This window comes from Gemmatimonadota bacterium, from assembly GCA_026705765.1.
Lineage (GTDB): Bacteria > Latescibacterota > UBA2968 > UBA2968 > UBA2968 > VXRD01.
In genome coordinates, this window is sequence record JAPPAB010000024.1 from 1 (window position 1) to 14,537 (window position 14,537).

General features: G+C 50.7%; 12 protein-coding genes. 5 read left to right on the forward strand and 7 right to left on the reverse strand.

Annotated features, from left to right (window positions below; genetic code table 11):
• The 6 genes from OXH16_02880 to OXH16_02905 all read right to left on the reverse strand — a co-directional run.
• Positions 1-703: tetratricopeptide repeat protein (locus OXH16_02880; GenBank protein MCY3680315.1), on the reverse strand; the 703-nt coding region annotated here is incomplete at its 3' end.
• A gap of 24 nt (positions 704-727) precedes the next feature.
• A complete protein-coding gene (locus OXH16_02885; GenBank protein MCY3680316.1) occupies positions 728-2,353 on the reverse strand; it encodes a leucine-rich repeat domain-containing protein in 1,626 nt (541 codons plus the stop codon).
• 43 nt (positions 2,354-2,396) lie between these two features.
• Positions 2,397-3,320, reverse strand: coding sequence for a leucine-rich repeat domain-containing protein (locus OXH16_02890; protein MCY3680317.1), 924 nt, complete (start codon positions 3,318-3,320; stop codon positions 2,397-2,399).
• Positions 3,321-3,436: 116 nt separating this feature from the next.
• A complete protein-coding gene (locus OXH16_02895; GenBank protein ID MCY3680318.1) occupies positions 3,437-3,847 on the reverse strand; it encodes a hypothetical protein in 411 nt (136 codons plus the stop codon).
• Positions 3,844-4,677 (reverse strand): zf-HC2 domain-containing protein, encoded by an 834-nt coding sequence (locus OXH16_02900; GenBank protein MCY3680319.1) that lies wholly within the window; start codon positions 4,675-4,677, stop codon positions 3,844-3,846. The genes OXH16_02895 and OXH16_02900 overlap by 4 nt, the downstream gene beginning before the upstream one ends.
• Entirely contained in the window at positions 4,667-5,227 is a 561-nt protein-coding gene (locus OXH16_02905; protein ID MCY3680320.1) for a sigma-70 family RNA polymerase sigma factor, read from the reverse strand. The genes OXH16_02900 and OXH16_02905 overlap by 11 nt, the downstream gene beginning before the upstream one ends.
• 245 nt (positions 5,228-5,472) lie before the next feature.
• On the opposite strand from OXH16_02905, the gene OXH16_02910 reads away from it, so the two are divergent.
• The 4 genes from OXH16_02910 to OXH16_02925 all read left to right on the forward strand — a co-directional run bounded on the left by OXH16_02910 (position 5,473) and on the right by OXH16_02925 (position 10,265).
• The gene (locus OXH16_02910) at positions 5,473-6,162 is read left to right on the forward strand and encodes a TIGR02206 family membrane protein (GenBank protein ID MCY3680321.1); all 690 of its coding nucleotides are present in this window, start codon (positions 5,473-5,475) and stop codon (positions 6,160-6,162) included.
• 185 nt (positions 6,163-6,347) lie between these two features.
• Complete coding sequence (locus tag OXH16_02915) at positions 6,348-6,635, forward strand: hypothetical protein (protein MCY3680322.1); 288 nt, start codon at positions 6,348-6,350, stop codon at positions 6,633-6,635.
• Between the two features lie 97 nt (positions 6,636-6,732).
• The gene (locus tag OXH16_02920) at positions 6,733-7,080 is read left to right on the forward strand and encodes a hypothetical protein (GenBank protein ID MCY3680323.1); all 348 of its coding nucleotides are present in this window, start codon (positions 6,733-6,735) and stop codon (positions 7,078-7,080) included.
• A 77-nt stretch (positions 7,081-7,157) separates the two neighbouring features.
• Positions 7,158-10,265, forward strand: coding sequence for an ATP-binding protein (locus tag OXH16_02925; GenBank protein MCY3680324.1), 3,108 nt, complete (start codon positions 7,158-7,160; stop codon positions 10,263-10,265).
• Here the strand turns inward: OXH16_02925 and OXH16_02930 are convergent.
• A complete protein-coding gene (locus OXH16_02930) occupies positions 10,237-11,781 on the reverse strand; it encodes a hypothetical protein (protein MCY3680325.1) in 1,545 nt (514 codons plus the stop codon). The genes OXH16_02925 and OXH16_02930 overlap by 29 nt on opposite strands.
• 292 nt (positions 11,782-12,073) lie before the next feature.
• Here OXH16_02930 and OXH16_02935 point away from each other — a divergent pair, with 292 nt between their 5' ends.
• Positions 12,074-14,533 carry a hypothetical protein gene (locus OXH16_02935; GenBank protein MCY3680326.1) on the forward strand — a complete coding sequence of 820 codons (2,460 nt, stop codon included), beginning with the start codon at positions 12,074-12,076 and terminating at the stop codon, positions 14,531-14,533.
• Positions 14,534-14,537: the final 4 nt, after the last annotated feature.

The following is a 14,537-nucleotide window of genomic DNA, read 5'->3' on the forward strand; positions in this document are numbered from 1 at the left end:
GAGCTTTTTGCGCCTCGTCGTTGTAAAAATGACCCTGTGCAACAATGGGCAAGAGTGGAACGACGTCGGGATGTGCCGTGAGATAGGGAGCAATATGTTCGAGAATTTTGTCAAACTCTTTGGCCTGTACACAGGCTAAGCCGTAAGAATAAAGGCCCTCGGGATTATCGGGTTCGAGTTCGACGTATTTCTGATAATATTGCATAGACTTAATATAGTTTTCTCGAAATCGCTCATAGACTTCGCCGAGCAAGCGATAGGCCGGACCGTAGTTGGGATCGAGTTTGGTCGCGCGCTTGGCTTCGCGAATGGCTCTGTAGAAATTGTCATCAGATTGCAATCCTTGCGTGGGCTCTTCGGAATATGTAAGACCAAGTCCAACATAGGCTTCGACAAGGCTTTTGTCGAATTTTTTGGCTGTTTTGAAGGCATCTATAGCTTCTTTGTATTCTTTCCGTTTAAGATAGATATAACCTAGTTGGGAATACACATGGGCGTCTTCTGGGAAAAGTTCTAAAATGCGTTTCAGGGTCGCCATGGCCTCGTTGATTTCACCCGCTTGAATCTGGCGCTGGCTCAGGGCAAACATTGTATTTCGGTAGGTTGTGTCTTGTTGAGGTGCTTCATCTTCTTCTGCAAGAAGAGGCAGTGCAATGCAAGAGGCACAGCAGACGACCATGCAGAACCGCAATCCAATTTCCATGATGTTCTCCCGATTTTGCACCTTTCATCGCCTTTCTAACCGATCAACATTGCCCCGATTGTAAATGTATTCCTCTGCCTTCCATTCCTCATCCCCAAACGGTTTCATAACCGCGCCGAGTATATCCCGCAGGTCCTCGTTTTTCTGAACCGCGGGCTTTGATGAGCCAAATCGAACCGCAACCCCTCTGTCCTGAAGGGCGGGAATGTGTGTGTTGAGCGATGTCGCACTCAACGGGTTACTCCGCATGTCCACCTGATCTCCGTCGCCTAATCCCGTGTTTGCCACCAGTGGGGCAAGGTCTGATATGCTGTTGATGCGAAGACTTAGCATTCTTAGATTCGTCAAGTTAGACAGCGGGGTAATATCCGAGATGTTGTTGTAGCTAAGACCCTGGATGTTGTAGTTGTTAAGGGATAACCTTTCCAGACGGGTCAAGTTAGACAGTGGGGTAATGTCCGAGATTAAACAGTTGTAGCTATACAGGCTTGTTAGACTGGTCAGGCCAGACAGCGCAGATATATCGGAAATTGAATTTCCGCTAAGCCATAGACTTCTCAGATTGGTCAAATCAGACAGTGCAGATATATCCGAAATTGAGTTGCGTTCAAGCCTTAGCCATTCCAGATTGGTCATGTTTGCCACCGCCGAGATGTCCGAGATGTTGTTGTTGCCAAGCCACACCGTTTCTAAATTCGTCAAGTTAGATAGCGGGGTAATGTCCGAAATGTCGTTGTAGCTAAGAGTCAGCCATTCCAGATTGGTCAAAGTCGATATCCAGGACACATCTGAAATTGAGCTACTAATAAGGCTAAGCCGTGTCAGAGTGGGCAAACTCGATAGAGGGGAGAAGTCTGATATGGTGTCGTTGCTGTTTAGATCCAAAAGGGTCAGATTGGGCAATCCCGACAACACCGATATGAGATCCGATATATCCGCGAGGTAGATACGCCTAAGCGATAGCCCTTCTAAACTGGTCAATTTGGATAGGGGAGAGTAGTCTAAGATACTGTTGTAGCTTAGATCCAAAAGGGTCAGATTGGGCAATCCCGACAACACCGATATATCCGGGATGTCGGTGTTGTCAAGATACAGCCTTTCTAAACTGGTCAAACTCGACAAGGGAGAGAAGTCTGATATGTTGTTGTTGTTGATGTACCCACCGCCACTGCCACTTACGAATTCTGAACCCAAATCCAGCCATGTTAGATTGGTTGCAAATTCCAGCCCTGTCAAATCGTGAATTTCCTTATTCGGCACTTCAAGACGGGTCAGGGTTGCCATATCAACGGCGATGATCGCTTCGCCACTCGCTTTGCCCAGGCTATCTGCGATTACAGCACGTAGATTCGCGTCCGGAATGACAACTGGCGTTGAGTCGCCATCAGAGGGCGGTACGTCTTTGCCGAAATCATTGACAAAGGCCAGAAAATCGGAAAATTCCACGGTGCCATTTCCATCCAAATCGTACTTTGCTTCGTACTTTCCATCGCCACGACTTGTTCCGAAGTGTTCCACAAAGGCCAAAAAGTCTGGAAATCCCACGGTGCCATCCCCATCAAAGTCCGGAGAAGGCACAGATAACAGAGGCAGCGGCTGAATCAACAGCGCGAGGGCAATAATAGGAAAAATCGTCTTACGTTTCCACATGGTGTTCTCCTAATTGGGGGTTCTGTGTGTTGTTCCCCTTTCTTCAAATTGATGTGCTAAACCTTACTTTAATCCCTCTGCTCTGAAGAGCTGGAATGTGCGTGTTGAGCGATGTGGCACTCAGCGGGTTGTTTTGTACATCAACCGCATCTTTATCGCGCAATCCTTTGTTTGCCACCAATGGAGCAAGGTCCGAGATGCTGTTGCGACGAAGATACAGGTATTTCAGGCGGTTCAAACCAGACAGTGGAGACATGTCGGAAATGGCGTTGTCACTAAGATTCAGCAATGTCAGATTGGTCAAGTCAGAAATTGGGGATATATCTGAGAGGCCATTGTTGGAAAGAAACAGCCTTTCCAATCTAATCAAGCTGAACAGTGGGGATATATCTGAGATGCTATTGTCGGAAAGACTCAGCAATCTCAGGCCGGTCAAGTTAGACAGTGGGGATATATCTGAGAGGCTATTGTTGGAAAGAAACAGCGATCCCAGGTGGGTCAAGTTAGACAGTGGGGATACATCTGAGATACTGTTTTTGGAAAGATTCAGGAATGTCAGATTGATGGTCAAGCCAGACAGTGGGGATATATCTGAGAGGCTATTGTCGGAAAGATCCAGTATTCTCAGGCTGGTCAAGTCAGACAGGGGCGAGAGGTCTGAGATTTCATTGCTGTTGACGTATTTACCATTGACCTTCTCATTACCCAGATTCAGAGATCTCAGGCTGGTTGCAAACTCCAGCCCTGTCAAATCACGAATGCCCCTATTTGGTGCTTTAAGACGGGTTAAAGTTGCCATTTTATCGGCCGTGATCGCCTCGTCAGGCGTCTTGCCCAAGCTGTCTGCGATCACGGCACGAAGATTCTTGTCCGGAATGTCCACATCACCTTCCGGAGAAGATGCAGATAACAGAGACAATGGATAAAGCAACAGCACCAGGGCAATGAAAATCATGTGTTTAGACATGGTATTTTCCTATTTGTGAAATTGGTGGGTGTATCTGCTCCAATAGATACTTCTACTCTTTTACAAAGGCTATGGGGAAGCTGTGTCAATCACTGGTATCATTCACAACCAAGAACTCAATGCTGACGTTGTACTCGCGCGGCATGAAGTGAGATAAATATAGAATTGATGTTGTCATTGGATCTTAAAAGCAGGTCACTTGTGGTGTAGATGGCTTTGTCAGCCGGGCGGAGAAGCAGGTCGCGGGTGTTGGGTTTGTCGTGTGATTGATAGCGTTCTGAGATAGAGATACGCACTCTCCTGCGTATGGAATCGGCGATTGCCTTGCGTAAGGAATCGGGATGTATCGTATGGGGCACCGATATTGATATTGTATCAAGTTGTACAGTTTTTACCCGGATGTGCGATGGTGCTGGCCTGTTGTTGCTTTTGTCCTCCGCTTTGTCAGTTGCGTGAATATTCCAGACGAGGGATAGTAGGATCGGTACTGTCATCATTACTGTGAGTTTTCCGATTTCGCGCTTCATGGGGTTTTTCCTCTTGTGGGTATCGTGCGGTATGGTTCGTTTCCTACAGGTACGCTGTAAACTTCAACTGCGTTATCATAAAGGATGTTTTTAACAGAGTCCATCTGTGTCAGTATATGGTCATATCGGGTTTCATAGGTGTTGTAGAGGGTCTGTAGCCCGCGGTCAATACGCAAGAGGTCCTGTTGGTGTTGGGTTTCGAGAAGGATGTTTTTAACAGAGTCCATCTGTGTCAGGACGTGGTCAATGTGCAGGAGGTCCTGTTGGCGCTGGGTTTCGAGTTCGCTTACGAGGCGGATGAATGTGTTGTTGATTTCATCGCGCTGCTGGTTTTGCGATTCCTGGACGAGGCGATGGGTGTAGTCGATCAGATTTTGTTGGTGGGTGATAAATTCACTGCGCGTGATAGGGGTGTCTAATGTGGAGACTTCAGAGGTGTCGGCGATGGCAACTCGTTCAGGCGAATCGCTGGATCGCGGGCCAATAGTGGTGTGGAATGCGCCGTCTTGTATGGCAAATTCGATGTTGAGAAAGGTGAAGATGAGGATTGCGGCGATGGCTACGCCTACAGTTGCCCAGGTTTTGGGGTATCGTGTGGGGAGCAGGTTTTGCCAGAAGGGTTGGCGATCCTGTACGAAGACGAGGTCCATGTCGGGTTTTTCGTCGCCCCAGGCATTGAGGATGCGGGATGTGCTGCCCAGTTCTTCAAGGGTTTGGCTGCATGATGGGCAGGTTTCGATGTGTGCTTTGAGGCGTTCACGTGCTTCTGGACGGATGTCTTCGTCGTAGAGGTAGTCGATGAGTTGTTCGCGGGTGATGTCACAGTTCATAACGCACCATGTCCTCGCTGATGTGCCAGCGGTCAAAGATTTTTTTGAGGGCAGAGAGGCCGTAATACATTCTGGATTTGACGGTGTTGATAGGCACTTTGAGTGTTTCGGCAATTTCGGTGAATTTTAGTCCCTGATATTCTTTCATGATGATGACGACGCGCTGTTCTTCGGGCAAGTTTTGCAGTGCGCGGTTGAGGAGGTCCCGAACGCTTTGTTCGTGAACTATCGCGTCTGGAGGCGTTGTTGTGTCTGCTATGGGGGTGTCGAGTGTATCGAGGGAGATGAGGCTGCGACGGCGGCCAGCGTCTCGGCAGGCGTTGAGCGCGATTTGATAGATCCACGAGGTGAATTTGTCGGGGTCGCGCAGACGCCGCATGTTTTTGTACGCGCGGATAAAGGTTTGTTGACACAGGTCGCGCGCGTCGTCTCGATTGCCCACATAGCGCAGGACAAAGTTGTAGATCGGGCATTCCCAGCGTTTGACCAGGGTGTTAAAGGCCGCGATTTGCCCGGCTCGGAACTGGGCAATCAATTCCGCATCGTTCATACAGTGGACCTGGTTTGACGTTTTGTGTGATGTTCACTTTTCAAGACGTTTGGTTTGTGTGAAAAGTTTTAATGATGGTTGATTTTTTTCATATTTTGAAGAAAAGTGTGTCATAGCGTTGAGGTGTTGTAGGGGACGGCCCCTGTGCCGTCCCGTTGTTTTAAGGGTTGTCATCGCGGCATGATGTTGAGCCGCGATCCAGACGGTTTTGCCGTTGGTTTTGTTTGTTATCGCATGGAGAAATGATGCCTTTAAGCGAGTTCGAGTTTTTTGGTTTTGCCCATGTCGTTGCGATGGGCGTGATTCTCGTTGTGCCGATTGTTTTGACGCTTGTTGTCAGGCGGCTGGATTCGGAGAGGACGACTCAGGCAATTTGCTGCGCGTTTGCGGGGGTGATTGCGCTCAACGAGGTGCTGAACTGGAGCTATCGATTGGCGACGGTTGGAGTGCATGAGTTTGTGCGGGAGTATATGCCGTTGCATGTTTGTGGGATTACTGTTTTTGCGGCTGTGATTACGCTCGTTTTCCGGCGGCAGACGGCTTATGAGATTGCCTATTTCTGGGGGCTTGTCGGCGCGACCAATGCGGTTGTGACGCCTCAGCTTGAGTTCGGTTATCCGCAGTATCGCTTTTTTCAATATTTTATCGCGCACGGCGGTATTGTGGCTGCTGCGCTGTTCGCCACATGGGGGCTGGGTTTGCGACCAGTCGCTCGATCGGTTTTGCGCGTTTTTGTTTTGCTGAATGTTTTGGCTGTTGTTTTGATTGGCGTCAATTTGATGCTGGGGAGCAATTATATGTTTCTCTGTCAACCGCCTGATACAAAATCGCCTTTTTTCTTTTTGCCGTGGCCGTGGTATCTCTTATTCCTCGATGGGGTGGCATTGGTGTTATTTTACGTGCTTTTTATTCCTTTTTCGAGGAGAAAGGCATAAAGGCCACGCCATTGTCGATATACAAAAAGCCACGCTCAATAGGGACAAGGGCTGTCGTGTTTGGCGCAGTTGTACACCTCTTGTCGTGTACCAGGCTAAAAAATAAGATATGCGAATCTTGACAGAATAATCATTTCCGGCTATTCTTTTTTTACATGGTACCAGAGAAGATTGGGTGAAATGTCATGAGTGAAGCTTTTGGACGGTATCGTTCTTTAGAACGCGATCTCATTTATATCCGTTGGCAACATGCAGGGTTTGAATCCGAGGGAGAAGAGCCTATTCTGGATGCTATGGAAGAAGTATGGTATGAATTGAGCGAAGAAGAGCAGCAGTTACTATACAGCGAAGGGACGAAGTCTCTCATTCGCGACACCAGCGCAACATTATCGCATAGCGATTGGGTCGGCGAAGACACCCGGAAAGATTCTAATTCCATTACTCCGGTTCGCACCCTCAGGGGGGTGGCCTGATGTATCTTACCGCTCACCGGGTTTATCAAAAAAAGATAATATAGGTGGTATCAACGCTTTTTTCCACCGGCACGGAGATCATGGTCTTCCCGAAGATATGCGAGAAGATAACAGGATCGTTGACCAGATCGCCAATCAAAATCCAGGAAAACTCATCGCGCAATCTTTGGACTTAGTGCCGGGAGGCAATGCCGTTCTCAGCTTTGTCGATATAGTTGGTAAAGAAGATGTAAAAAAAGAACGCATACAGTACTTTCTCAACCAAATGGAACGCGATATTGAACACCATTTTAACGAGAGATATGTACCCATTACCAAATTTGAGTCAGATATTGCCGTTAAATTTGGAATTACTGATGGCTTAAATGGAAATGAGGTAAGAGAGTATAAGGCTCTCACAGAACGGGCGATGCGTTTGTTTGAGTTGTCAGAGCCTCCAATATGATGCGAAGTCGCTGATGGCGTGTAGCGGTGCTGGTGATATTTATCGCCAGTGCCGCTTTTTTTATGGATGGATTGAGTATGATTAAATACGCAAAATGTCTGATTCTTCTGATGTTTGTGGGCGCGGGTGCGTGTTTTGCGGCGACGCCTTTTACACCTCGTCTTTCGGATCCCGTACATGAGTCCTGGCGCTGGCGGTCTTTTCCAGAGTTGAAGGGACAAGGGGTGTCGTGTTTGGCGCAGGATGGGGATGGTAATTTTTTGTTTGGGACGGATAGAGGTATTTATCGCTACGATGGGATGAACTGGGATTTCTTTCCGTTTGATGAGGGGATGGTTGGGGCGCGGATCAACGCGCTTTATGTCGCTGGGGACGGCGGTGTTTATGTGGGGTCTGACCGGGGTATTGGTCGTTTTGAGAATGGGATATGGGAACGGGTTTTTCCATCTGAGGGAGAATGGAATACCTGGGATTTGATGGCATCACAGGATGGGAGTTTGTGGGCGGGTACGGAATGGGGTGCGCTCAGGTTGACGCCGGAAGGAACAAGGCTGTATGTGGCTGCGGAGGATACAACGGGTATTCGGGAGATGGTGTCAGATGCCGTGACTTTTGTTGTGGTTCCTTTGGACAATCGGAGGCTGGCGGTTTATGATGTGTGTGAAGGTCCCGATGGCGCGATCTGGTTTGGGATGTACGACGGCGATTTGATTCGATTTGATTTTGCGTCGGGCTATCGGCGTTTCGGTGGGGAAGATGAGATCGATCAGGGTACGTATCCGAGGATCTGTGTGACAGAGGATGGCGTTGTTTGGGTCGTGTATGGCGATAAGAGCAAGCGCGTGAACCGGTTTGATGGCGAGAAGTGGGAGGCTCTCGAAGTTGGTGATCTGGGTCGCGATCACCATTATACGTCTATTCTGGAAAGTGGGGATGGGACGCTCTGGATTGGCGGTAGCCGTTTGATTGCCCATAGGGATGGTGTGTGGCGCGTCTATGATTCGAGCGTGTTTTCGCATCGTATGGAACTCCACGAAGCCACGGACGGCGCGCTCTGGATTGTGGATAGGGGTGAGGGAGCAGTGCGTCTGGATTTGGGTGAGGATCAGACGCAGACTTATGAGGGTCTCATTTTTCAGTGTGATACGCCCGATGGCGCACAGTGGTTTATCTCGCAGGATAACGGTGTTGTGCGTTATGATGGGCAGGGGTGGACGCGGTTTGGCGTGGCGGATGGTTTGATGGATGCACCGAGTAAGCTTTTTGTGACGCGAGATGGCGCGCTTTGGGCCTCGGGGAGCCATGAGCAGGTCGCGGCTACAGCGCGGTTGGATAGTTCTGTATGGATCCTTAAATGTCATCCTCGGCTTTCCTGGGGTATTGATCCGTGCGCTGTTTATGAAGCGTTTGACGGCTCTTTGTGGTTTGTTGCGGCTGTGGATTGGTGGTTATATGGCTTTCTGGGTGGGGTCGTGGTTTTCGATGGGAAGGGTTGGACCCATCACGCTGTTCCGGGTATGACGCATTATGTGCGTGGGATTGGGCAGAGTTCTGATGGGGTTTTGTGGTTTGGTGGGCGGTTATTTGGCTTTGATGGGGTGCGGAGGGTGCGGTTCACGGGTCCAGAGGTGTTGGCGGAAGATTTTGTTGATGCCGTTTATACTGCGCCACGGGGCGATCTGTGGTTGGGTTCCCGAACTTATGGGGTGTTTCGGTATGACGGGACGGAGTGGCAGCGGTTCGATTATGGAGATGGGCTGGCGGACAATAGGGTGCAAAGCATTTTCCAGGATCGAGATGGTGCGGTCTGGGCGGGGACCGCAGAGGGGGTCAGCCGGTTTGATGGGCGCACATGGTTACAGAATGCTTTACCTCCTGATTTTCCGCGCACAGGGTTTTATGATCCGATTCTTCAGTCTCGAGACGGGATATTCTGGCTCAATTCTGTGTCTGATGTAGATGCCTGGCACAAAAGGTCATCACCTGGGGGTATAGCAGTACCATGTACTCTGCGTACTGTCCGATATGTGCCGGAGACCGATCCCCCTGAGACCCTGATGACCCTTGCACCGGATGAGGTGCCTGAGGGTGGAGAGATAACTTTCGCCTGGTCTGGGACGGATCTCTGGCGAAGCACATTGCGCGAGGATTTGCAATACGCCTATCGTTTGGACGGCGGGGAGTGGTCGCCATATAGCGGGGATACGGTCCGATCTTTTGAGGATCTGGATGTGGGGACACATACGATTGAGGTTAAAGCGCGCGATCTGGCGTTTAACGAAGAGCCTGTGCCGTCGCTGGTGCAATTTAATGTTGTCCCGGTGGTGTGGCGCCGTCCGTGGTTTATTGGGTTGATTTCAGGGTTTGTGATCCTTACGGGGTATCTGGTTTTGCGGATTATTGTTCGGGATCGGAGGTTGAGGCAAGCAAATGAAGATCTTGCATCTGCTAACGAGACGCAGCTTTTGCAGTCCGCGCGTCTGGTGTCGCTGGGGCAAATGGTTGCGGGCGTGGCGCACGAGCTCAACCAGCCGCTGACAGTTGTCGAGACTACTGCTGGAGATATTTCCCTGCGGTTGATGGAGGGTATGCCGCTTGAGACGGATGAGTTGCAGGAGATGATGGAGGATGTTCGGGGTGTGGTCGGTCGGATGGCGGGTACTGTTGATCATTTGCGCGTGTTTTCGCGCGATGAGTCCGAGGAGCCGCGCCAGGCGATGGATGTGAATGCGGTGATTGCGAGCAGTCTGAAGTTGATGGGTTCGCAGCTCGATAATCGCGGGGTTGATCTGGTGCTGGATCTTTCCGACGCGCTCCCAGAGGTCTGGGGACATCCGCATCCGCTCGAGCAGGTGGTTCTCAATTTGCTGTCGAATGCCCGGGATGCGGTGGATGAGCGGGCTGAGATGGAGGGGGTGGGTTATGATAAGCAGACCTGGATCCGAACACAGGCTGAGGACGATGCGGTTGTTATCGAGGTGGAGGATAATGGGGTTGGGATGGATGAGGCGATCCGGCAACGTCTTTTCGAGCCTTTTTTTACGACTAAGGATGCAGACCGGGGTACGGGTTTGGGGTTGTCGATTGTTTATGCCATTGTTCGCAATCACGATGGGGAGATTACTGTGGAGAGTGAGGAGGGCGTGGGGACGACGTTTAAGGTGATGTTGCCGGTGATGGCGTAGTGGAGATTTCTATATAGGAGACATACGCCGACCGCACGATTTCCTCGGATAGCTTGTCGCGGATGGCATAATTGCGGCGACGTGCCCAGTATCTCGCCCACCGTTCGTCGCTGGCTATCCAATTATCCCAATAGAAGACGCCGTTTACTATCCCGGGGTACTGCACTATGGTGTTGATGAGTGCCTGATAGATGTTGGCCTGGGTTTCTCGACCGTCATCCAGTCCGTTGCCATTCCAGTCGGTAAATACGAATCGCCGGTTTTGCGCTGAGGTATCACCTGGTCTTGCGGGTGTTTCAATCACATCCATAGCGCCGTATTCAAGAAATACAAGAGGTCGGTCGGGATTTGCGTTCGCAAGAGGTATAAGCTGGTTTTGAAATATCTGTCTGTAACGCGCCTGGAAATATTCGACGCTCAGTACTGTTGACGGACGCGAGTCCGTCAGTGGAAACCACGCACTGATGCCAATGATGTCGAGATCCAGATCTGCCCATAGATGACCTGCGCCCGATCCCGGTCCGTAAAAGTGGGATGCTGTGAGTGCGTCGTAGTGCATGTCATAGGTTAGCAGGCCGCTGTACACGGCACGTACGCTTTGTACCATTGCTCTGAGTTCTCGACTAAATCCATTGGTCATATAGCCCCCCGAACGCGTGCGGAAGAGCCGGTCAGTCTCTGTGCCCAATGAGTATAAACGCACGCCCTCTTCCTCTGCAATTCTGGCAAAATGTACCGCCTGTTGCGTATAGGTTGCCCAGAACTCGGCGACAAAATGCCGGTGATCTGGATGATTTGGACGCCAGGGCCAGTATTGGGGCAGGATCAACCCGAAGACATTCGGATTATCAGGCGGAACGCCGCGAGGTGCCGGGTCTCCGAGTTGCCACCTTCGTACCGGGCGTGTGGCGGTTTCAGCCTCATAGGCTTCGAATGCCAGGGTCAGATATACGTCTATTCCGTGATTTCTGAATTCTCGGATCAATTGTCTGAGTGCTTCATCTGAAAAAGTGGGAATATCTATATCTGATGCGTACACGCGTTCGATCGTGCTGTCCATGCTGTCGTCGTAATGTAGCGCGACGGATAGGCCGATCCAGTTTATATGCAGGCTCTTTAGCCATTGGATATAGTTCAGAGGGATGAGCGTTCCGATCCTTCCAGCAGCTTCCCATCTATCTACAACATAGCCGGTATCTCCCCAATTGCCCGCAGCATGAATGGCGCGTAGTGGAAAATTTATTATCCCATCCACTGTCTGGGGCACTGTTTTGCCAAAGTCGCTGGCAAAGATCAGAAAGTCTGAAAATGCAATCGCGCCGTCGCCATCCAGGTCGAATCGGTCTTCGTACATCTCATCACCACGACTTGTCCCGAAGTGTTCCACAAATAGCAAGAAGTCTGGGAGATCCACAGTGCCGTTTTCGTTAAAGTCGGGGAGAGGGGTGTGTGATGCGTGCGCGAGAGATAGACTGGTCCATAGACAGACCACAAGCGGGATACACAAACGCTTCATACTGCACCTTTCTGTGCGTTGTTGAAAAGAACACGCGCCCAAAATATATTTTCAGGTGCGATAGGCAAGTGTATTTGACCTGTTTCATTGAGAAAAGTCCAACGTTTATGGGAGGCCGTTGGGCTTTTGCGTGGTTTGTTCTTCTTCCAGGTATATCATATCCCATTGGTAAAGAACAAGTTATATAGCCCTATCAATTTTGTCAACAATTTGGTTGACAAAATTTTTTTCAATATTATTTTGTCAACAGTTTTGTTGACGACAATTTTGTCGAAGTTTTGGGAGACGCGTAATGAACAATTTTGATCGGCCGATCCGCAAGTTCAATCCAGGGACATTCCAGTCCGACGAGGAGGTGATTGAGCAGTTCGCGGTGAGGAAACACGAACTCGATACAGTGCTTGGGGTCTTGCGTAGAAATATCGGTTCGCTATCGTGTCAGCACGTTCTGGTGGTTGCGCCTCGGGGCCGGGGAAAGACGATGTTGCTCGCGCGCGTCTCGGCGGAGTTGAATGCTGATGAGGAACTCTCTATGTGTTTTTTGCCGGTTCGGTTTATGGAGGAGAGTCACGAGATATTCAATCTTGCGGATTTTTGGCTCGAGACGCTATTCTATCTTGCGCGGGAGAGCGTCAGGTACGATTCCGCGCTCGCACAGGAGTTGCGAGAGGCGCATACCGATCTGACCGATCACTGGGATGAGGATGCGCTCGCGGATCGCGCCCGTGCCGCTGTTCTGGACGCGGCGGACCGGTTGGGCAAAAAACTCGTTCTTATGGTCGAAAACCTGCAAGCGCTCTGCGAAGATATAGATGACGATTTTGGCTGGCAGTTGCGCGGCGCATTGGAGTCCGAGCCTCGGATCGTGCTGCTCGCTACTGCGACGAGTCGCTTTGAGGGTCTGGAAAATGCGGCGGAGCCGTTTTTTGAGTTGTTCCGAATTGTCGATCTGGAACCGCTGAGTACCGAGGACTGTTGCCGTCTGTGGCAGGTGGTCAGCGGCGATGCAGTGACTGAACAGGAGATCAGGCCGCTCGAGATCCTGACGGGTGGCAATCCCCGCCTTCTGGTTATGGTGGCTGAGTTCGCGCAGCACAGGTCGTTGCGCCAGTTGATGGAAGAATTGGTGACGTTGATTGACGAGCATACGGAGTATTTTCGCAGTTATCTGGAGGCTTTGCCCAGGAGCGAACGCCGCGTGTATCTCGCGTTGATTGATTTTTGGCGACCGTCGAGTACGAGCGAGATTGCGGCGCGGGCGCGTATGGGGGTTCGGCCCGTATCGACTATGCTCGGTCGGCTTGTGAACAGGGGTGCGGTCGTTGTAGAGGGGAGTGGCAGGAAGCGTTTGTACTCCGCAGGAGAACCTCTCTATAGCATCTATTACAAGTTGCGGCGCGAACGCGACGAGGCGACAGTTATGAGAAATCTGATCCATTTTATGATGGCGTTCTACGGGATAGGCGAGTTGTACCAGATGTCTGGTCGGCTGAGTTTGGAGGCGGCGGAGTCAAAGGTTGTTCGCGAGGGGATTGAGCGTGCGCTCGCCGAACCACCGGGCGTTGAGGACAGTTTTTTGCGCGTGGCAGGGTCGGCTATCGAATATATATCGGATAAAGCGACGGCAAATGCGCCATTCACGGCGGAATTGCGTTTAAAAGAGGAGGTCCAGACGGCGCTTGATGAGAAAGCATTTGAAAGGGTTATCGAGATTGGTGAACATTTTATCGCTTCAGGAAGCGTGGATGCATCTCTGATGCCAGAGTCTCTCGTCGCCTACATATTGCATATGAGGGCTATTGCTTATGAAAAATTGGAGGATTTCCAGGAGGTGGTCGCGGTTTGCGATGAGATGGTTGAGCGTTTCGACGACGCGAGCGACCATACACTCCTGGCGCGGATGGCCCGCGTATTGATCCACGGGGCAAGAGCGCGATATGAACTCGGAGAGTTGGGGTTGGTGATGTCGGCATATGAGGAGGTGATAGAGCGTTTTGGTACCAGCGACGCTCCCGATTTCCTGTTTCCGGTCGCTCTGGCGCTGTTAAAAAAGGGAGATTTGCAAGTTCAACAGAGAGAGTTGGGTTTGGCGGTGTCTGTATATGAAGAGGTGATTGCCCGTTTTGGCTCCAGCGATGCATCGGGGATTCAGCTTCTGGTCGCCTGGGCATTGTCCCAAAAGGGAGATTTGCAAGCCCAACTGGGAGAGTTGGAGCTGGCAGTATCTGCGTATGAGGAGGTGATAGAGCGTTTTGGTACCAGCGATGTGCCAGCGATCCGGGTTCTGGTCGCCTGGGCATTGTCCCAAAAGGGTATGATACAAATTAAGGTGGGGCGTATGAAAGAAGCTATACTCATGAGTGAAGAGCTTGAGGGAAGACTCGGTGCGTTGGCTGACGATGAGAAGGTGGTGTTTGTATGGCGAGCAAGGTATGTCCATGCTTTGGCACTGCTGCTAAGGAACAGACTACGGATGGCTATGGATGTGTTTCAGTCGGCGTATGCGGTGTTCTTATCTGAGAGTGAGACGATGATGTACGAGATGCTACAACTCGTGCCCGCTTTGATCGCAAACGGTGCTTCTGAGCGCGATCTTGTCGATATTCTCCTGTCCAGAGGCAAATCCGATGCGTTGGAACCTCTTATTGTAGCCTTGCGACAGCGTTCCGGCGAGGTGGTTCGTGCGCCTGTGGAGGTTCTCGAGGTGGCGAGGGATATTAACAAGCGTATTGAGTTTTTCCGGAATGTATGAAGAC